Genomic DNA, 20,193 nt, shown 5'->3' with positions numbered 1-20,193 from the left:
AGCGCAGACCATGGACGTCCCCGTGATCCACCCGTATCCGATGCCCGGCCCGGACCTGGACGTCGAGAACAGGGTCGACTGGACCGTGGACCCCGAGCGGTCCGTCCTGCTGGTCCTCACCATGCAGGACTTCTTCCTGCGGCCCTACGCCCGCGGCACGTCCCCGCTCGACGCCCTGCTGGCCAACTGCTCGGCCCTGCTGGCGACGTGCCGCGGGCTGGGCGTGCCGGTCGTCCACACCGTGCAGCCCGGCACCCAGGCGCCGGGCGAGCGGGGACTGCTCACGGACTTCTGGGGCAAGGGCCTCGACGACGTCCTGGAGGACGCGGCCATCGCGCGCGAGCTCGCCCCGGACGTCAGCGGCACCGTGCTGTCCACCTGGCGCTACAGCGCCTTCTTCGGTTCCGGTCTGGAGCGGCGGCTGCGGCGGCTGGGGCGCGACCAGCTCGTGATCTGCGGTGTGTACGCGCACCTGGGCTGCGTCACCACGGCGGTGGACGCGTTCAGCCACAACCTCGAGGTCTTCCTGGCGGCCGACGCGGTCGCGGACTTCAGCGCCCACGAGCACCGGGCGGCACTCGCCTGGGCGGCGGGCTGCTGCGCGGCGGTGCGACCCACCGCGCGGCTCACGGCGGAGCTGCTGGGCGCCGCCCGTACCTACGGGGCGTGACGTCCCGCCCGCCCGGCGCCGTCCGTGCGGGGCCCTCCGTTCCCGCTCGACAAGGCCACCCTGCGGGTCTACTATTTTTACATGTACAAAAATTCGGCACGAGAGGAACGGGCCGTAAGCCCCGGGGGCGTCCTGTGGACCGTCTCCGTAGCCCAACTGATGGTCTCGCTCGACGTCTCGGTGGTGAACGTCGCTCTGCCCTCGATGCGCACGGCTCTCGGCTTCGACGAGTCGGGACTGTCCTGGGTGGTCAACGCCTACACACTCACCTTCGGCGGACTGCTGCTCCTGGGCGGACGGGCCGCCGACCGGTTCGGTCGCAGGCCCCTGCTCCTGATCGGTCTCGCGCTCTTCGGCATCACCTCGCTCCTGGGCGGCCTCGCGCAGAGCCCGGGCCAGCTGATCACCGCGCGTGCCGTGCAGGGAGTGGGTGCGGCGCTGATCGCCCCGGCCGCGCTCGCGGTCCTGACGACGAGCTTCCCGGCCGGGCCGCAGCGCGGGAAGGCCTTCGGCGTGTACAGCGCCGTCACGGCCGGCGGTGCCGCCGTCGGCGTCGTGGTGGGCGGACTGCTGACCGAGTACCTCGACTGGCGCTGGGTCATGCTGGTGAACGTCCCGATGGCGCTGGTCGGCATGTGGCTCGCGCGCCGTCACGTGGCGGCGGCCGGTGCGGGCGACACCGCCCGCAAGCTCGACGTGGTCGGTGCGATCCTGGCCACCCTGGGCACGTCGCTGCTGGTCTTCGCGCTCGTCAGGACCGAGACCGAGTCGTGGGGCTCGGCGGGCACGATCGGCGGTCTGGCCGTCGCGGCGGTCCTGCTGACCGGCTTCTTCGTCTACGAGGGCACCGCCGCCAAGGAACCGCTGCTGCGGCTGCGGGTGCTCACCAACCGGTCGGTGGCCGGCGCGAACCTCTACATGATGATGGTCTCCATCACGATCTTCACCTCCTTCTACTTCGTCTCCCTCTACCTCCAGCAGGTCCTCGGGTTCGGCGCACTGAGCGCCGGCCTCGCGTTCCTGCCGTTCTGCCTCGGCCTCGTCGTGGGGTCGCTGTACGCGGTGAAACTGCTCGCCCGGTTCTCGCCCCGGCAGCTGCTCGTCGTGGGCGGGATCATCGGCGCCGCCGGGATGTACTGGTTCAGCCTGATCAGGCCCACCGGCACCTTCCCGGTCGACGTCCTCGGTCCGTCCCTGGTGACCAGCTTCGGCATCGGGCCGCTCCTCGTCCCGATCGCCAACGCCGCGACCGCGGGGGTCGCCCCGAACGAGGCCGGCATGGCGTCGGGCCTGCTCAACAGCGCGCGCCAGCTCGGCGGCAGCATCGGACTGGCCGCCATGAGCACGGTCGCGGCCGCCGCCACGTCGAACGCCGCCGCGTCGGACTCCGCGGCCGAGCGGCTCACCGAGGGGTACGGCAGGGTGTTCGCGTCCAACAGCGGCCTGCTGGTCTTCGCCGTCCTCGTCGCCGTGTTCCTCCTGCCCCGAACGAACCCGAGCCCCCTGCCGGGCCCGGCGGCCCACAAGGACGGCGCGCCCGGGCCGCGTCCCGGCACGCGGAGGGAGGAGGCGACCCCGGCGGAACGAGGGTGACGCCCACGGTCCACGATTTCGTCCACCATCCGACCGGCCGCGCGGGACAGCTTCCGCGCGGCCGGTCCGTCATGTGCACGGCCCCGCGCGCGCTCCCGCCCACCGCGCGCCTCCCGCACGCCGCGCACCCGGCACTCCGCGCACCGCACCGGCCTCGGGGAGAGAACGTCCAGCACTCCTTCAGAGGGCTCCGCGCAGACTGGAGCCGTCACGGCACGAGGAGGTGCACACGGATGGTGCTGGTCGAGCGGGAACCCCACCTCGCGCAGCTGTCCGACCTGTTGGAGAACTGTCTGCACGGAACCGGCAGCGTCGTCGTCCTGCGGGGCCCGGTGGCGGTCGGCAGGACGGAACTGCTGCACACCTTCGCGGAGCGGGTGGCGGGTGCCCGGGTGCGCTTCCTCGGCGCCGCCGCCTCGCCGACGGAACGGCACCTGCCCCTCGGCCTCCTCAGCCAACTCCTGCACGGCGCCGACGCCGGGTACGCCCAGCGGGCCGAGGCCGTCATCGGCGGCGGGGTCCGTGCGGACGGCACGGTCGGGCCCGAGGTCCTGGAGGGCGTCTCACGCGTCTTCCTCGACATGAGTGCCGAGGAGCCGCTGCTCATCGGGGTCGACGACGTCTGCCACGCGGACACCGATTCGCTGCAGTGCCTGCTCTTCCTCGCCCGGCGGCTGCGCCGGTCGCGCATCATGCTGGTCCTCAGCGACCAGGACCGCTCCGGCTCCCGGCAGGCGGACCTGGTCGCCGAGCTGTCCCGCCATCCGTACTGCACACAGATCCGGCTCGCCCCGCTCACCTGCGACGGCGTCGCGGCACTGCTCGCCCACGATCTGGACGCGCACGTGGCGCACAGTCTCGCCGCCAGTGCCTTCGCCGTCACCGGCGGCAACCCCCTGCTCGTCAGGGCGCTGGCCGAGGACTGGGAGGCGTCCACCCGGTCGGCGCGGACGGAGCCGCCCACCGGTCTGGTGGTGGGCGACCGCTTCGCCGAACGCGTCGTGAGCTGTCTGCACCGTCTCGAACCGGACGCCCTCGCCGTGGCCCGGGCCGTGGCCGTGGTCGGGGAGACGCACCGTACGGAGTTCATCGCCCGGCTCGCCGAGGTCGGCACGATCGAGGCCCGCGCGCTCGTCGAGCTGCTCGACGCGGCGGGTCTGCTGCACCGGGGCCGCTACCGGCACCGGGCCGCCCAGGAAGCCGTCCTCAGGGACTTCGGGGCACCCGGGCGCATCGCGTGGCACCGGCGGGCCGCCGCGATGCTGCACGCCGAGGGCGGCCGTTCCACCTCGATCGCCCATCAGCTCATCGCCGCCGGGGAGACCCGCGAACCATGGGCGCCGGCCGTGCTGCGCGAGTCCGCCGCCAGCGCGACCGCCGGCGGCCAGGTCGACTTCGCCCTGGACTGCCTCGAACTGGCCCACTCCCTCGCCGACGACGAGCAGCAGCGCGCCGTGAGCCGTGCGGTGCTCGCCGAGGCCGAGTGGCGTGTCGAACCCGCTCGCACCGTGCGCCACCTCGGCCCGCTCTCGGACGCGGTGCACCGCGGTCTGCTGACGGGGCGCCAGTCCCTGGCCGTGCTCGAGTACCTCCTGTGGCACGGCCGGGTGGACGAAGCGAGCACGACGCTCGACCGGCTCACCGCGACGGCGACCGGGCCGCAGGCCGCGGAGCTCGGTGCGGTGCACGCCTGTTTGGAGCTCTGCTATCCCGCCCGGCGCCGCCGCGCGGGCACCGGCGCCCCGGCCTCCCCGCCCGTCGACCCCCGCGCGGGCGCCTCCCTCGTCGACACCGTGCTCACGGCCGTACGGGGCGATGCGGCGGTGCCGGGCGATCACCTGTGGCAGGGCCTGCGCACCGACGAACCGCTGTCCAGGATCTCCCTGGGCCTCCTCGCGCTGGCCGGGCCCGAGCGCCTGGCGACGGTGGCACCGTGGTGCCTGCCGATGCTCGCGGACGCGGCGGGTCAGGACGGCCCGGACTGGCAGGGCCTGTTCACGGCGGCGCGCGCCGACGCGGCACTGCTCCAGGGCGACCTGCGGGCCGCGGGCGAGCTCGCGTCCGCGGCGCTGGACGAGAGCTCCAGGGCGCATTGGGGTGTGCTGGTCGGTGCGCCGCTCGCCTGTCTGCTCACCACCGCGGTGGAGACCGGGCGCCTGGAGGACGCCGCCGCACACCTGAACATGCCGGTGCCGGCCGCGCTGCTCGAGACGCCGTTCGGCCTCCGGTACCTACGGGCGCGCGGGCAGTACCACCTGGCGGTCGGCCGGCCCTACGCGGCGCTGAGCGACTTCAGGACCTGCGGCCGGCTCCTGCGTGACTGGCGGGCCGACGGCCCCCGCCAGGTGCCGTGGCGGATCGACGCCGCCCAGGCCCTGGTGCGCCTCGACCGCCGGGACGAGGCGCGGTCGCTCCTGGAGGAACAGCTCGACGGCCTGCCCGCCGACGACGGGCGCACCCTCGGCCGGGCACTGCGGCACCTCGCGGCGACACTGGAGCCGCACGAGCGGCCGCCGCTGCTCACCGACGCCGCGGAGGCGTCGCAGGCGGCCGGTGACCGGGTCGAGTTCGCCCACATCCTCGCCGACCTCGGCAGCGCCTACACCGCCACCGGCGATCCACGGCGGGCCAGGCCGGCCCTGCGCCGCGCGTGGCGGGCGGCCCGGGAGTGCCACGCGGAGCGCCTCGCCCGGTCCCTGCAGCCGGGTCTGGCGGGGACGGCGCCGGCCGGGTCCGTCCCCGGGGGCCCTCGCCTCGGCGGCGACCGCGCGGCGGACCTCAGCGCGGCCGAGCGGCGGGTCGGGACGCTGGCCGCACAGGGCCACAGCAACCGGCAGATAGCGCAGCGGCTGTGCATCACCGTCAGCACGGTCGAACAGCACCTCACGCAGGTCTACCGGAAGCTCCGGGTGCGGAACCGCACCGATCTCCCGATATTCCTGGAGGCGCCGAAAACCACTCCGGGACCCGACCCCTTATTCGCCGAAGCCTTTTCCGATTCGGCCCCCTATTCCCCCTAGAGGGCGCGGTGACTGCCTTCACACAAAGAGGGGTGTTCGCAGCTTCGAATTGCTCGACTAGGCTTCTTCCGTGACTCTTTCACAGAGCATCGAAGGCCTTTCCACCGACACGAGCGAGGGGCACGATAATGATCCTCGGTGAAGACACGACCCCCTGGGCTGCGACGCGGAACGGCCCGACCGTTCTGGGTGTCGGAACCGCTACCCCGGATTCCTCCTATTCCCAGCAGGATCTCCTGGACATGTACGGGATCCAGGACCGGCGGATTCGTTCCGTCTTCCTCAACAGCGCGATAGAGCGGCGTTTCCTGACCGTTCCGCCGTACGGTGACGACGGCCGGCCGCGGGGAGAGACGCAGGGCGAACTGCTCGCCAAGCACAAGGCCCGGGGCGTCGACATGGGCGCCCGTGCGCTGCAGTCCTGCCTGAAGCAGATCGGAGCCGCGGTCAGCGACATCGGCTACCTGGTCTGCGTGACCTCGACCGGTCTGCTGACGCCCGGTTTCAGCGCCCTGCTCATCCGGGAACTGGGCATCCCCACCGACTGCGGCCGTCTCGACATCGTCGGCATGGGCTGCAACGCCGGTCTCAACGCCCTCAACGCGACCACCGGCTGGGCCTCGGCCAACCCGGGGAGGATCGCCATGATGGTGTGCGTCGAGGTGTGCTCGGCCGCGTACGTCTTCGACGGCACGATGCGCACCTCCGTCGTCAACAGCCTCTTCGGTGACGGTTCCGCGGCGATCGCCGTCTCGCACGCCCCGGAGATGCCCGGCCCGCAGGTGCTGAAGTACGCCAGCCGCATCGTTCCCGACGCCGTCGACGCCATGCGCTACGACTGGGACGAGGAGCAGGGCAAGTTCAGCTTCTACCTGGACCGCGACGTGCCCTACGTGGTGGGCGCGCACGCCGAGGAGGTCGTCTCGGCCCTGCTCGGCGGGACCGGACTGCGGCGCAGCCAGATCGCGCACTGGCTGGTGCACTCCGGGGGCAAGAAGGTCATCGACTCGGTGTCGGTCAACCTCGGTCTCACCCGGCACGACGTGCGGCACACGACCGACGTGCTGCGCGACTACGGCAACCTCTCCAGCGGCTCCTTCCTGTTCTCGTACGAGCAGCAGCTGCGGGAGGGCCTGACACGCCCCGGCGACTACGGCGTCCTCATGACGATGGGCCCCGGTTCGACGCTCGAGACGGCGCTCGTCCGCTACTGAACGGCCCCGCGCCGCTCCTCCTCCACGACCCCTGTCGGGTTCTCCCGCCCTCGGCCCTTCCCGGTCCTTCCCGGCCCTTCCCTGCCTTTCCCACACCGACGATCAGGACACAGACATGTCTTCATCGAACCTCGCCCCGGCCCCGGCCCCCCACACCCTCGACATCGACAGCACGCGCCCGCTGTGCCCCCTGCTGGTCGCCGACGTCAACGCGCTCTGCGACCGTCTGGAGGACGCGGGGGGCACGACGAGCGCGGTGATCCGGCTGCACGGCACGGGCCCGGCGGAGAACTGGCCCGGCGACGTCGGCATCGACGTGGTGAGCCGCTGGGAGAAGGCCCTGCGGCGACTCGAACAGGGCCGGTTCGCCAAGATCGTGACCGTCGAGGGCGTCTGCAGCGGTCCCGCCCTCGACGTGCTCCTCACCGCCGACCACCGGATCGGCGCGCCCGGGCTGCGCATCGCCGTTCCGGTGACCAACGACGGCGTCTGGGCGGGCATGGCCCTGCACCGCCTCACCAGCCAGCTCGGCGGCCTCCACGCCCGCCGGCTCGTCCTGTTCGGCGCCGAGCTCTCCGAGCGGCGGGCACTGGCCGTCGGACTGATCGACCAGACCGCCAAGAACCCGGCCGCCGTCGCCGCACGACTGGCCGAACGCTTCGCCCGGCTGGATCCCGCCGAGCTCGCGATCCGCCGGCAGCTCGTCAACGAGGCCGGTGTGACCGCCTTCGAGGAGGCGCTGGGCAAGCATCTCGCCGCCTGCGACCGGACGTTGCGCCGGACCAGGGGCGAGTTCGCGGGCGTCCGGGGCAACGCGTGATGAGCGGCACGGAAGGAGCGGGGAACATGACGGCGCGTCCCGTGGCGGGCCCGGCGCGGTGGTCCGCGCGGACACCGGTCCTCAGCGGCTCCCTGCTGGCCGACGCCAACGCCCTGATGACGTACACGGCCGAGGCCGAGAAGCTGCTCGCGGAACTCCCGGCCAAGCCCGGGCGGAATCCCGGCCAGCAGCAGCTCGCCGCCGAGGTCATCGACGACCAGCGGCGGGTGCGCAGCGCGTTCCTGGAACTGCACGCCGAGCGGGTCTACCACGAGCTGACCGGGGGCCTGCGGGAGCAGCGCTCGCTGTCCGAACTGGTGACGGCCGCGTCCGAGGCCTTTCCCGGCCTCACCCCGACCGAGGCGCAGATGGCGGCGGAACGCGCGTGCGCCACGCAGGCCGACAAGGACGGACGGGAGATCGACCAGGGCATCTTCTTCCACTGGGTGCTGCGGTCGCCGCAGGCCGGCCCTCATCTGATGCACGCCCTGCTGCGGCCCACCCGGCGCGCCCGCTCGCTGCTGGGCGAGTTCGACCGGACGGGGAGCCTCGACCTGGGCACCGTACGGCTGGAACGCGTCGACCGGGCGGCCCACATCACCCTCTGCAACGGCCGTTTCCTCAACGCCGAGGACAACCAGCTCGTGGACGACCTGGAGACGGCCGTCGACCTCGCCCTGCTCGACGACCGCGTCGAGGTGGGGGTGTTGCGCGGCGGGAAGATGACCCACCCGCGCTACCAGGGCCGCCGGGTCTTCTGCGCCGGGATCAACCTGGTCGACCTGCACCAGGGCCGGATCTCGTTCGTGGACTTCCTGCTCCGCCGCGAACTCGGCCACCTCCACAAGCTGATCCGCGGCGTCCGGGTCGACGACGCATGGCCGCGGCCCCTGGTGGAGAAGCCGTGGGTGGCCGCGGTCGACAGCTTCGCGATCGGCGGCGGCATGCAGATGCTGTTCGCCGTCGATCACGTCGTCGCCGCCGCCGACTCCTACTTCAGCCTTCCGGCGGCCCAGGAGGGCATCGTGCCGGGCATGGCCAACCTCAGGCTGACCGCGCTCGCGGGCGGGCGGCTGTCGCGGCAGGTCATCCTCTCCGGCCGCAAGCTCTGGGCGCGCGAGCCGGAGGCGGGGGCCGTCTGCGACGAGGTGGTCGACCCCAGGCTGATGGACGCGAGCATCGAGGCGGCGGTCGCCCGCCTGGCGAGCCCGGCCGTGGTCCCGAACCGGCACATGATCAACGTCGCCGAGGAGCCGATGGACCACCTCCGCGCCTACGCCGCCGAGTTCGCGCTGGAACAGGCGCTACGGCTGTACAGCGCCGACGTCATCGACAAGGTGGACCGGTTCAGCGCCGGCACGTCCCCGGAGCGGCGGACGGGGAGCGGCTCGTGAAGCCCGTCGACGCGATGCTGGAGGTGCTGCGCGACGAAGGCGTGACCCGGGTCTTCGGCAACCCGGGCACGACGGAACTCCCCTTCGTCGAGGCGGTCACGGCGGCTCCCGACCTCCAGTACGTCCTGGGGGTCCAGGAGGCCTCCGTGGTCGCGATGGCCGACGGGTACGCCCGGGCCACCGGCCGCCCCGCCTTCGTCAGCCTGCACATCGCCGCCGGGCTCGCCAACGGCATGGTCGGGCTCCTCAACGCCGGCCGGTCGCGTACGCCGCTGGTGGTGACCGCGGGACAGCAGGACCGCCGCCACCTGGCGCAGGACCCCATGCTCTCCGGTGACCTGGTGGGGATCGCCCGGGCGGCGGTCAAGCACACCTTCGACGTCCAGCACGCCCATGACCTCACGGCCATGCTCCGCCGGGCCTTCGCGCTGGCCGTCCAGCCGCCCGCGGGCCCGGTCTTCCTCTCGATCCCGATGGATCTGCTGGAGGAGGAGACGCCGGTCGCCCCGCCCGCGCCGAGGTCCCGGCTCGGCGGCCTCGGTCCCGCCGCCGGATGGCCGGAGGCCGCCGAACGGCTCGCCGTCGCGAAGCGACCGGGGATCGTCGCCGGCGACGGGGTGGGACGCGACGGCGCCGTGGCCGAGCTGGTGGCACTCGCCGAGGCGACCGGGGCGGCCGTCTTCCACCAGCCGATGCACGACGGCGTGGACTTCCCCACCGCGCACCCGCTCCACGCGGGCATGCTCGACGCCCGCCACTCGGCGATCCGGGCCGCTCTCGAGGGCCACGACGTGGTGCTCATCGCCGGCACCCGGGCGTTCATGGCGCACCACTACGAACCCGGTTCGCCGATCCCGGCCGGCACCGACGTCATCCAGCTCGACAGCGACCCGGGCGAACCGGGGCGGACCTTCCCCGTCGCGCTCGGTCTGGTCGGCGGGATCCGGGCCACGCTCGCGGCGCTCGCCTCGCAGCTCACCGGGAAGGTGCCGCAGGCGCCGTCGCGCATCCGGGCGATCGGCCCGGTGCACGAGGCCGCCCGGGCGCGGGTGCGCGAGCGCGCGCTGGCGGGGTACGGCGACGCCCCGATGGACCCGCTGGCCGCCGTGCACGCCGTCGTCTCGGGGCTCCCGGCGGACTCCGTCGTGGTGGAGGAGGCGATCACCAGCGGGCTGCTGCTGCGCAGCGTCCTGCCGCTGGAGCGTCCCCGTTCCTACGTCCACACGGTGGGCGGCGGACTCGGCTCCGGCATCGGTGCGGCGATCGGCTCCCGGATGGGGGATCCCAGCCGCCCGGTGGTCGCCGTGCTCGGCGACGGCTGCACCCTCTTCGGGCTCCAGGGGCTGTGGAGCGCCGCTCACTACCGCGTCCCGGTCACCTTCGTGGTGATGAACAACGGCGAGTACCGCACCCTGAAGGAGACGGCCGCCCGGCGTCGACGGAGCCGGGCCGCCCGCCGCGGCGCCGGCGGCCTGGAACTCACGCCGCCCCGGCTCGACCTGACGCCCGCCACGGACCTGCTGGGCCTCGGGGGCGGAACGCCGGGCGGTCCCGACGGCCTGGATCTCGCACCGCCGGAACTCGACTTCACCCGTGTCGCCGAGTTCTTCGGCATCACCGCGGTACGGGCCCGCTCGACGGACCACCTCGCCGAGGCCGTGGCGCGCGCCGCCGCGGGAACGGAGCCCGTCCTCATCGACGTCCCCGTCACGAGCCACGCCGGCGGCGTCTGACCGGTGCGCGGACGCGTGGGGGAAAACCACCGGAACGTCAGAAAGAAGCTGCGGCGTCGCCGGCCGGGACGGTGCTGAGCACCGTCCCGGCCGGCGACGCCGTCGTCGATGTGGATCACGGTCCGGACCGGCGAGCCGACCCGCATCACGCGGAGGCCGCGGCCCGTCGGACTGCGGCCTCGTCGCCCTCCTCGCCCGCGCGGTCCCGACGGGTGCCCGCGCCGCCGAGGCCCGTGAGCACGACGCCCCCGTCCGGGCTCCGCCGTCCGGCGAAGCCGGAACGCAGGAGGGCTCCCCCGCGGCCGGGGACGGGGCTGTCACCGATGACGTCGAAGGGCAGGGTCCGCCCCCGGGCGCACACCTCCCCCGCCTGCCCGGTGCGGAGGTCCTCCCCCAGGGCGTCGCGCACGCTCAGCCGCACACCGGGGGCCGCCCCGATCACCGGGCTGTCGCCGCAGAGCGCGTCCTGTCCCGCCGGGTACGTGCTCACCGCCCACGGCAGCACGCTCCCGCCGGGCGCGAACTCGGCGCGCAGGGCCGTGGTGGGCAGGACGTCGACGTGCCGGGCCACCAGTTCGGGCGTGCACGGGGCTCCCACGAGGAGGACCTGCCGGGGCCGCGGCGGGCGGGGTTCTTGCGCCAGGTCGTCGAGCACCCGCGCGTACTCCTGCGAGTCGTACACCACGACGGCCCCGTCGAGGCCCGCGACGGGGCCGCCCGGCCGCGCGTGCAGGGTGCCGGCCGAGCCGAAGGTCCACCACATCGCGGACAGGGTGGCCGGCCCGGTGGGGTGTTCGGCGACGACGACCGTCCGGTCGGTGGGGCGGATCTGCGCGGACCTGGCGGCCATCGCCAGGAGCCACGCCCTGTGGTCCACGAGATGTCCCGAGTTCCACGCCCCGCCCTCCTCGGCCGCCAGCAGGTAGGCGGGCTCGGCGGGTGCGGAGCGCGGCAGCGCCCGGTCGACGGGGCGCGCCCCGAGCCGCTTCCACAGCTCGGGGTCGTCCAGGACGAACCGCTGCCGGCAGCGGTCGTGCTCCCACGCCTCCCGGGTCGCGCGGCCGCACAGCACCGTGTCGGCGCCGCTGACGACGGCGATCCGGCGGGTCTGTCCGGCGGGCAGGTCGCGGGGCACGGGGACGCAGACCCCGCCCGCCTTCATGACCGCCAGGTGGGCCACGAGCGCCTGCCGGTGGCCGGCGCAGTGCACGACGACCGGGTCCCCCAGCTGCACCTCGGCGCTCAGCAGCGCCGTGGCGAGCCGGGCGGCGAGGAGGTCGGCCTTGCCGTACGAGAGGGTGTACGGCCCCTCGCGTACCGCGACGGCCCGCGGGTGGCGCCGGGCGGCCCGGGTGAAGAGTCCGTCGAGCGTCCGGTCCGCCCCGGCCGGGTGGCCCCGGCGGCGGGTGCCGGGGCCGGCTGGTTCCCGGAGTTCGGCCGAGAGCATGTCTGCGTCTCCTTCTGGTCCTTGTCCCGTCGCCGCTACGCGGCGGGGGTGACGGAGGGGGAGCGGTCGGACGGCTCGGGCGTGGTCTCCGGCACGATCACGGGCTTCGCGTAGGTCCGGGTCAGCACGGGACCGGTCATCGCCGTGGTTACCAGGGCCATGACGACCAGCAGGGAGTACAGCCCGCCGTCGAGCAGCCCGGCCTGGAGGCCGACGCCGAGGATGACCAGCTCGGTGAGGCCGCGGGTGTTCATCAGCGCGGCGAGCGCCGTGGCGGCCCTGGCGGGCAGCCCCGTGCTGCGGGCGCCCAGGTACGTCCCGCCGAACTTGCCGAGCATGGCGACCAGCAGGACGGCGGCCAGTTCGGCGGACTGCGCCCAGCCGAACCCCCCGAGGTCCACCTTGAGTCCGGCGACGACGAAGTAGACGGGAAGGAGTACGGAGGTCACGGTGCGGGTGCGCTGCATGAGGTCGGCGCGCAGCCGGTCCGCGCCCTCGCTCGGCATGACCAGGCCGAAGAGGAAGGCACCGAAGATGTAGTGCATGCCCATGGCCTCGGTCGCCGCGCCGCAGAGCAGGGCGCCGATCAGCACCAGCGCGTACCACCAGGACGCCACGGGCCCGTGGCCGTCGCCCGGGAGCGTGCGGCGGCGCAGCCAGGGGCGTACGACCAGGACGAGCACCAGGACGAACGGGATCACGAGGACCAACCGCCAGTGGGCGCCTCCGTCTCCGACCGCGGCCTGCACCCCGGCCAGGGCGACCCAGGCGACGATGTCCACGAGGGCCGCGGAGGCCAGCGCGATGCCGCCGAGCGTGGTGGTGGCGAGCCGTCGGTCGGAGAGGATCCTCGCCAGTACGGGGAAGGCCGTCACGGACACGGCCAGGCCCATGAAGACGACGAACGCGGCCTTCTGGTCGGTCTCGTGGTTCCGCAGCAGGAGGAAGCCGAGTCCGGTGCCGAGGGCGAACGGCACCGCCGTCGATCCGAGGCTGACGGCCGCGGCCATCCGCCCCCGGCCGCGCAGCGCACGGCGTTCGATCTCCAGTCCCACTCCGAACATGAACAAGGTGACGCCGACGTCGGCCATCGCGCTCAGCAGCGGCCGTATCCCGTGCGGGAACAGGGTGTCGGCGACCGCCCCGTCGAGGAGGGTCGGTCCGAGGAGCACACCGGCGAGGATCTCGCCCACCACGGGCGGTTGTCCGATCCGAGTGGCGAGGTGCCCGAGTCCCTGGGCCAGGACGAGGATGAACGCGAGGTCGAAGAGGAGCAGTGCCACCTGGTTACCGTCCATGGCGACCACTCTGCTCCAGCGGCCTACAGATGCTCTGAACGGTCTCTAACGCCCGCGGCGCCTCGCCGGAGCCCCGTCGCCGGCCCCCGGGCACGCGTGTGCCCCGTGGCCCGGGGGGGGCGTCACGGGGCACACGGCCGCGGAGGTCGGCGGGGGCCGGCGGGCGGCCCTCAGGCGACCGAGGCGGTCGCCTGCAGCAGACGCGCGACGGCGGCGCTGCGGTGGGTCAGCGGCTCCCGCTCGGCGCACTCGGCCGCGTAGAGCCGCATCAGCTCGTGGAACCGGTACGCGCCCCGGCCGGTCTCGACGAGCAGGTGGCGGCGCGCGAGCAGCCTCAGCGTGCCGGCCGCCTCCGGCTCGGTGGTGCCGGTCAGTTCGGCCGTGGCCGACACGGTGATCAGCTCGTCGCTGAAGAGCCCGAGGAGCCGGAACGTCCGCGCCGCTTCGGCGGGCAGTGCCTGGTACGACGTCTCGAACAGAGCGTGCAGGCTGGTCGAGGCGTCGCCTCCGGACGCCAGCCGGTCGAGCCGGCCGTGTTCCTCGGCGAAGTGCTCGACCAGTGCCGTCAGGGGCACGTCCGGGTTGGCGGCCAGCGTCTCGGCCATCATGCGCAGGGCCAGGGGCCGTCCGCCGGAGAGCCCCACCAGCCGCCTGGCCACGGCCTCCTGACGTCGCAGCCGGTCCCCGCTGAGACAGCGGAGCAGTACCAGGGCGTCCTGGGTGCCGAGCGGGTCGAGCCGCAGCAGGTGCGCGCCGTCGCGGACGGCGAGGCCGCCCAGGCGCTGCCGGCCGGTGCTGAGCACGCAGGAGGAGCCGCCCGGGATCAGCGGCCGCAGCTGGTCGGCGCTGAGCACGTCGTCGAGCATGACGAGGACGCGCTTGCCATGCAGCAGGCTCCGGTACAGCGTCGCGCGGCTCGCCGCGTCCACGGGGATGCGGGCGTCGTCCACCCCGAGGCTGCGCAGCACTTGGAGGAGGGCCTCCGAGGCGCTCAGCGAACGGCCCTCCATGCTCGTGCCGCGCAGGTCGACGTAGAGCTGCCCGTCCGGGAAGTGCTTCGACAGCCGGTGGGCCAGTTCGAGCGTGAAGGCGCTCTTGCCCACTCCGGCCGGGCCGTCGATGACGACGATGGGGGTGGAGGCCCCCCACCTGTCGTTCTCGGTGAGCAGCCGGGCCAGTTGCGCCAGCTCCCGGGTCCGTCCGACGAATCCCCGTGCCACCGGGGGTAGTTGGGCGGGCCTGGGCGTCTCGGTGAGCACCATGCGGGTCATGGCCGGCTCGGGGGCGGACGCCCGGTCGTCCACGGTGGCGGTGCTCGTGCGGGCGGTCCCGCCCGAGGTGGCCGGGCCGCCGGTCAGGATCTGCTGGTGCAGCGTGCGCAGTTCGGCGCTGGGATCGATGCCGAGCTCGTGCCGCAGCAGCCGCCGGGTCTCGGTGTAGACCTCCAGGGCGTGCGCCTGGCGTCCGCAGCGGTACAGCGCCGTCATCAGCAGCCAGCGCAGCTTCTCGCGCAGCGGTTCCTCGGCCACGGCGCCGAGCAGCACGGTGACCGCCTCGACGGGGCGGTCCGCCGCCAGCATGTCGGCGGCCCACTCCTCGACGGCCGTGAGCCGGAGGTCCTGGAGCCTCGTCCGTTCCAGCGCCGCGAACGGTCCGGGAACGCCGGAGTGCGCCTCCCCGTGCCACAGCGACAGGGCGGATTCGGCGGTGTCCAGCGCCTCCTGGAGCCTGCCCTCCGCGCGTGCGCGCCGCGCCTGGGCGTGGCGGCGGGCGAACAGCGCGGCGTCGACCGCCTCGGGGTCGGTCTGCAGGGCGTACCCGCCGGCGGTCGAGATCAGCAGGTCACCGCTCTCCCGTTTGCTGCGCTCCGGTTCGAGGATCCGGCGCAGTCCCGCCACGTAGGTGTGGACGCCGTTGGCCGCCGTCTGCGGGATGTCCCCGCCCCACACCGCGTCGATGATGTGATCCACACTCACGACGTCGTTCGCCCGGCCGGCGAGCAACGCGAACACGGCCCGCTGCTTGGGCGGTCCGAGGACGACTTCCCTCCCGTGCCGCCAGGCACGGACCGGTCCGAGCAGCTGCACTTTCAAGGGCTCCCCCGTCATCGGCATTGCCCTGTCTCCTCCTGGGATCGTGGTCACGGTCACCGAACCGTTTCTGCCAGTGATTCAGACGTACGGACGCTTCTCGGGGGCGGCGTCCGGCGCCTGTGCTCCGCGCTCGCTCCCGGGCGCCACCAGACAGCCGGCCACACACCTCAGCTTCTCCCTGGTCTCCTCCAGTTCCCGCTCGGGCACGGACTGTCCGACGATGCCGGCGCCGGCCTGCAGCCAGGTCTCGCCGTTGCTGCGGAAGACGCTGCGCAGGGCGAGCGCGGCGTCCATGGAGCCGTCCTGGGCCAGTGTCATCACCGTGCCCGCGTAGAGGCCGCGCTCGCGCGGTTCGACGGCCGAGATGACGTCGTACGCGGGGTGCTTGGGCACGCCCGAGGCGGTGACGGCGGGGAAGACGGCGGCGAAGGCGTCCCAGGGGCTGGCCTGCCGCGGCATCCGGCCCACGACCCTGGAGGCCAGGTGCTGCACGGAGCCCCGCTCCTTGATCACCATGTACTCCTGGACGACCACCGTCTCCGGTTTGCAGGGGCCGGTGAGTTCGTCCACGGCGACCTTCACCGAGATGGCGTGCTCGTGGAGTTCCTTCGGGTCCGCGAGGAGGTTCTCGCGCAGCCGCCGGTCCTCGTCGGCGTCGCCGGTCAGGGCCCTGGTGCCGGCCAGCGGCTGGCTGGAGACGGTGCCGTCGGCCCCGACCTCCACGACGGTCTCCGGGCTGAAGCCCAGCGCCTGGACGCCTCCCATGTTCAACAGGTAGGAGCGGGCCGGGGTGTTGGCGCGGCGGCCGGCGAGGTAGCTCGCCGGGAAGTCGATGTCGGAGGTGACGGGGACGATGCGGGAGACCACGGCCTTCTGCAGGTCACCGGCGCGTATGCGCTCCACGACGGTGCTCACGGAGTCGCGGTAGGCGTCGGCACCGGCCTCGATGTCCACGTGGACCGGTCGGCCCGGGGTGTCCGCCACCGGCTCCAGGCCGGCCAGGGTCTTCTCGACGAGGGCCGTCTCCTGCGGGTCCAGGCCGCGCACGACGGCGTGGTTCCCGGACAGGCGCGTCTCCGTTCGCGGGACCACGAGATGGAGCAGGACGTCGTTGTCGACCGGACGGCCGGCGACGGCGTAGGCGAGCTCGAAGGCGCTCCAGCCGTACGCTCGCCATCCGGCCAGGTCCAGTCCGTCGAGGAATTCCCGGACCCGGGCCAACGGGTCACCCCGCCAGGGACGCTCGACGGTGGTGCCGTCCTTCGTACATCGGACGGTGTCCGGTTTCAGTACGACCTCGGCCGCTGTTCCGCCGGCCACCGACCATCCGTCCGCGGCTTCGTAGACGACATACGTCGAGAACAGGCCTGACGCGGCGAGAGCAGTCGCCGCGACCAGCGGCTCGACACTCGTGCGAACGGTTTTTTCCTGGTACGGGAGAACCACGGTTATTCCTCCTTGGAGCTTACGACCGAGATTGATCACTACCAGGGCGAAAAACACTCGGCCGTTCCCCCACAGGAGAATTCCGGAGAATATCGACTCCGCGTCACGGGAAAGTGGTCACAGGATGGCACCGCACGCGATGAACTGTCCATCAGTGCAGGTCCGAGTGGCACGTGGGCCTGCTCGAACACACCTGTGAAGCCTTCCTCCGACAGGAAGCCATCCCCCCGAAACACACTGTTCCCCCGGGTGGCTGAATACTCCTGCGGCTCCCATGAACCCCAAGAGCGGCCGAACCGGGGTGGACTCTACCAACGACCCCCCCTCCCACCAACAGCATTTCGTTGCACCATCGAGACTTTGCCTTGAATTGACCTGGAAAGCCTTTTCCACGACTGGGCCCTGGCCGAATTCAATTGCCTTCACGACGGCCAATACGGGGCGGCCCGGCGCTTTTGCACGGGGGATCGGCCGGGCCGCCCGGACTCCGTCCGTCGCGCCGCACGGCGGCGCCCGGCGGAGTCCGTCTCATCCGGGAGCCGGACCCCCCGCCCTCCGGGCCGGCGTCACCACGGGCCGGCCCGGCTCCTGGTTCCGCCTCGACTCCCCCACTGGTCCTCCCAAGGTTTTTATACTTGTAAGTCTTACGCGTACAATAACTCTAGCCCGGACTCTCGTCGTTGTCACCCCCGCCCCGAGGAGCCCAGCACAACGCAGTGATCCGGCCGGTGGTCGGAGCGCGGAACGGGCGGCTCCATGACTCGGATGGGAGAAGCAGGGATGAAACCCCGGAACAGGCGCGGAGGCGGCGCACGCCGGTCCGCACCCCTCTCGCAGGAGACGATCGTCAGGGCCGCCCTGCACATCCTCGACAGCGAGGGGCCCCAGCGGCTGTCGATGCGACGGCTCGCCAAGGAGCTGTCCATCACGCCGATGGCCCTCTACCACCACGTGCGCGACCGGCACGAGCTGCTGCTCCTGCTGGTCGCCTCCCGCTCCCAGGGCCGTGCCCGGCCGGTCCTGCCCGAGGACCCGCGCGAGAGACTCCTCGCGGCGGCCCAGCTGCTCCACGACACCCTCGCCCAGTACCCCTTCCTGAACGAGATCCTGGCCTCCCCCGACCTCCTGGCCGTGTCCGCGCTGTGGGTCATGGAGGCACTCCTCGACGCGGCCGTCGAGTGCGGTCTCACCCTGGAAGAGGCGGCCCAGGCGCATCAGGCCATCTGGCACTTCACGGTCGGCGTCCTGCTGATCCGCACGACCAGTCGCCGGCACCACGCCGAACTGACCCGCCCCACTCGGCGCGAACAGGTCTTCGCCACCCTGTCGCCCGACACCTTCCCCCGTCTGACCTCGCTCGCCGACCACTGGCCCTCGCTCACCGCGCGGGACTCCCACCGGGAGGCCCTGGAGGACATCGTCGAGGGACTGCTCGTCGGGCGTCCGACACACCCCGGAGAACACGCATGAGCAACGACACGGCACCCCTGATCGGGATCCTGGGCGGGTACGGGCGCGTCGGCGCGGCCGCGGCCCGCTTCCTCGCCGCCCAGGGCGGATACCGGCTGCGGATCGGCGGACGCTCCGCCGACCGGGCCTGGCGGTCCACCCGGACGCTCGGGGACCGCGCGGAGGCCGCGGTGGTCGACGCCCGCGACAGCCAGAGCCTGATGCACTTCACCCGCGGCTGCGCCACCGTGCTCGACTGTTCCGGGACCGCGTTCTCGCTCCGCGGCCGGGTCCGCGCCGCGACCCTCGCGGCCGGCGTCCACTACGTGGGCATGACGGACGACGGCGGCTCGCGCACTCCGGCGGGGCCGTGCTCGGCGGTGCTCTTCACGGGCCTCTCGGGCACCCTGGCCGGCTGGGTGCCGCGCTGGCTGGCCGACGGGCTCGACTCCGCGACCCGCTTCAGCGGCTGGTGGGGCGGTCTCGGCGCCATCCCGCCCCACACGGCGGTCTCCTGCCTGCTCGGCAAGCGCCGGGCGGTCGACCCCGACGACGGGCGCCCGCAGGACTGCGGTACGCGTGACGGCGAAGGCCCGCTGGACGAGGCGGTCCTTCCGGTGCCCCAGGCGCTCGCTCCGCCGGCGGCACCGCCGGCCCACGCCGTCGCCGTCCGCCGGGTCCTCCCCGAGGAACTCCGGCAGCAGGCCTACCTCCTGCGGCTCGAGGAGGCCAGCTGGCACGAGGTGCTGAAGGGCCCCGGTGTGCCCGCCTTCCTGGACCGGTTCGCCCTGCGCGGTCCCGCGGCGGGCGACGGCGGGAAGCTCATGGCCGCCGCCCGGGAACTGGCCAGGGAGAGCCTGCGGGACGCCGCCGGAAGCTCCCCTTACCAGGTCCTGTACGGCACACTCGAGGGGCTGACGGCCGACGGCACCCCCGTCCGCAGGAGCGCGCTCCTGCACTGCACCGACGTGACCGGACTGGCGGGGGTGATCGCCTCGGTCACGGCGCACGAGGTCACGAAGGGCCGGGTCCCCTCCGGTGTCCACGTCATGGCGGCTACGCTGCCTCCCAGGGACACCGCCGACTGGATCGTGCGCCACCTCCCGCGGGCGACGGCGCGGACGACGGAGGTCCCGACCGGCGAGCCGGGCACGACGACGGCGCCGCTGGCCGCCCGGCACCCCGGATGAGGCCGGCGGCGCGGCCGGGCGGCCGCGTACGCGGGCCGGGCCGTGGCCGACGCCCCGTTCCGCCCCGGCACGAACAACAGGAAGACCAGGGATGACGTCTCAGACCCGACGCACCGGCCGGACCGGCCGTCCACCCCGCCTGTCCCAGGAGGCCATCCTCACGGCGGCCCAGCGCCTCCTGGACGAGGAAGGGCCGGAGAACCTGTCGATGCGCCGACTGGCGCAGGAGCTGTCGAGCACGGCGATGGCGCTCTACCACTACGTGCGTGACAAGGACGAGTTGCTGCTCCTGCTGCTCGAACGCCACGCCCAGCGGTTCCCGCGCCCCCCGCTGCCCGCCGACCCGCGTGAACGGCTGATCGCGGCGAGCCAGGCGCTGCACGACATCCTCGCCGAGTGCCCGTGGATCGTGGAGATCCTCGCCTCCGACGACCTGATGGCCGTGTCCGCGCTGTGGATCGTGGAGAACATGATCGACGCCTGCGTCCGGTGCGGACTCAGCCCGGAGGAGGCCGTCTACGCCTACCGCGTCATCTGGTACTACACGGCGGGCGAGCTCACCATCCGGGTGAACCGCGAGCGGCGCCACGCGGGGCTGGAACGGCCGCCGCACCGGGACAAGGCGTTCGCCGCCCTGGCGCCGGAGGAGTTCCCCCGGCTCGCCTCGCTCGCCGACCGGTGGGACGAGATCACCACCCGGGACACCCACCGCGAGGGCCTGGTGGCCATCATCGACGGACTGCTGTCCCGGACGGGCGGGGCCCGGAAGGCGACATGACCGCAGGCCCGGATCACCGGCCGTGGCACGGCCGGTGATCCGGGCCTG

At 73.2% G+C, this 20,193-nt stretch carries 14 protein-coding genes; 10 read left to right on the top strand and 4 right to left on the bottom strand.

The genetic code is table 11. From position 1 onward, the window contains the following. The first annotated feature begins 10 nt into the window (after window positions 1–10). From JHAT_RS02560 to JHAT_RS02530, 7 genes are all read left to right on the top strand, one after another. Entirely contained in the window at window positions 11–670 is a 660-nt protein-coding gene (locus JHAT_RS02560) for an isochorismatase family protein (RefSeq protein WP_077796373.1), read from the top strand. Window positions 671–751: 81 nt separating this feature from the next. Further along, window positions 752–2,263 carry an MFS transporter gene (locus JHAT_RS02555; protein ID WP_077796372.1) on the top strand — a complete coding sequence of 504 codons (1,512 nt, stop codon included), beginning with the start codon at window positions 752–754 and terminating at the stop codon, window positions 2,261–2,263. Between the two features lie 233 nt (window positions 2,264–2,496). After that, window positions 2,497–5,283 carry a LuxR family transcriptional regulator gene (locus JHAT_RS02550; RefSeq protein ID WP_171990707.1) on the top strand — a complete coding sequence of 929 codons (2,787 nt, stop codon included), beginning with the start codon at window positions 2,497–2,499 and terminating at the stop codon, window positions 5,281–5,283. A 128-nt stretch (window positions 5,284–5,411) separates the two neighbouring features. Next, the gene (dpgA, locus tag JHAT_RS02545; RefSeq protein WP_077796370.1) at window positions 5,412–6,497 is read left to right on the top strand and encodes a 3,5-dihydroxyphenylacetyl-CoA synthase DpgA; all 1,086 of its coding nucleotides are present in this window, start codon (window positions 5,412–5,414) and stop codon (window positions 6,495–6,497) included. A gap of 115 nt (window positions 6,498–6,612) precedes the next feature. Then, window positions 6,613–7,317 carry an enoyl-CoA-hydratase DpgB gene (gene dpgB, locus JHAT_RS02540; RefSeq protein ID WP_077796369.1) on the top strand — a complete coding sequence of 235 codons (705 nt, stop codon included), beginning with the start codon at window positions 6,613–6,615 and terminating at the stop codon, window positions 7,315–7,317. 26 nt (window positions 7,318–7,343) lie between these two features. Further along, on the top strand, window positions 7,344–8,711 hold the full coding sequence (gene dpgC / locus JHAT_RS02535; RefSeq protein WP_253195379.1) for a (3,5-dihydroxyphenyl)acetyl-CoA 1,2-dioxygenase DpgC: 1,368 nt from the start codon (window positions 7,344–7,346) through the stop codon (window positions 8,709–8,711). Continuing rightward, the gene (locus JHAT_RS02530) at window positions 8,708–10,444 is read left to right on the top strand and encodes a thiamine pyrophosphate-binding protein (RefSeq protein ID WP_077796368.1); all 1,737 of its coding nucleotides are present in this window, start codon (window positions 8,708–8,710) and stop codon (window positions 10,442–10,444) included. Before dpgC ends, JHAT_RS02530 begins: the two co-directional genes overlap by 4 nt. Before the next feature lie 145 nt (window positions 10,445–10,589). Here the strand turns inward: JHAT_RS02530 and JHAT_RS02525 are convergent, their stop codons facing one another. The 4 genes from JHAT_RS02525 to JHAT_RS02510 form a co-directional block, all read right to left on the bottom strand. Then, a complete protein-coding gene (locus JHAT_RS02525) occupies window positions 10,590–11,891 on the bottom strand; it encodes an AMP-binding protein (RefSeq protein ID WP_077796367.1) in 1,302 nt (433 codons plus the stop codon). A gap of 35 nt (window positions 11,892–11,926) precedes the next feature. Then, the gene (locus JHAT_RS02520) at window positions 11,927–13,189 is read right to left on the bottom strand and encodes a cation:proton antiporter (RefSeq protein WP_077796489.1); all 1,263 of its coding nucleotides are present in this window, start codon (window positions 13,187–13,189) and stop codon (window positions 11,927–11,929) included. 170 nt (window positions 13,190–13,359) lie between these two features. After that, window positions 13,360–15,303: a BTAD domain-containing putative transcriptional regulator gene (locus tag JHAT_RS02515; protein ID WP_077796366.1), complete on the bottom strand. Its 1,944-nt coding sequence runs from the start codon at window positions 15,301–15,303 to the stop codon at window positions 13,360–13,362. 57 nt (window positions 15,304–15,360) lie between these two features. After that, window positions 15,361–16,728, bottom strand: a complete 1,368-nt coding sequence (locus JHAT_RS02510; protein WP_077796365.1) for a salicylate synthase — start codon at window positions 16,726–16,728, stop codon at window positions 15,361–15,363. Between the two features lie 780 nt (window positions 16,729–17,508). Here JHAT_RS02510 and JHAT_RS02505 point away from each other — a divergent pair. The 3 genes from JHAT_RS02505 to JHAT_RS02495 all read left to right on the top strand — a co-directional run bounded on the left by JHAT_RS02505 (window position 17,509) and on the right by JHAT_RS02495 (window position 20,145). Next, window positions 17,509–18,198: a TetR/AcrR family transcriptional regulator gene (locus JHAT_RS02505; RefSeq protein WP_077796364.1), complete on the top strand. Its 690-nt coding sequence runs from the start codon at window positions 17,509–17,511 to the stop codon at window positions 18,196–18,198. Next, window positions 18,195–19,367, top strand: a complete 1,173-nt coding sequence (locus tag JHAT_RS02500) for a saccharopine dehydrogenase NADP-binding domain-containing protein (protein WP_077796363.1) — start codon at window positions 18,195–18,197, stop codon at window positions 19,365–19,367. The genes JHAT_RS02505 and JHAT_RS02500 overlap by 4 nt, the downstream gene beginning before the upstream one ends. Before the next feature lie 91 nt (window positions 19,368–19,458). Continuing rightward, window positions 19,459–20,145, top strand: a complete 687-nt coding sequence (locus tag JHAT_RS02495) for a TetR/AcrR family transcriptional regulator (protein ID WP_077796362.1) — start codon at window positions 19,459–19,461, stop codon at window positions 20,143–20,145. Window positions 20,146–20,193 lie beyond the last annotated feature (48 nt).

The sequence above is a fragment of the Streptomyces sp. JHA26 genome, assembly GCF_002005565.1.
Classification (GTDB): Bacteria; Actinomycetota; Actinomycetes; order Streptomycetales; family Streptomycetaceae; genus Streptomyces.
Note: the sequence above shows the minus strand (reverse complement) of the source record. Positions and strands in the feature narration are given on the sequence as shown.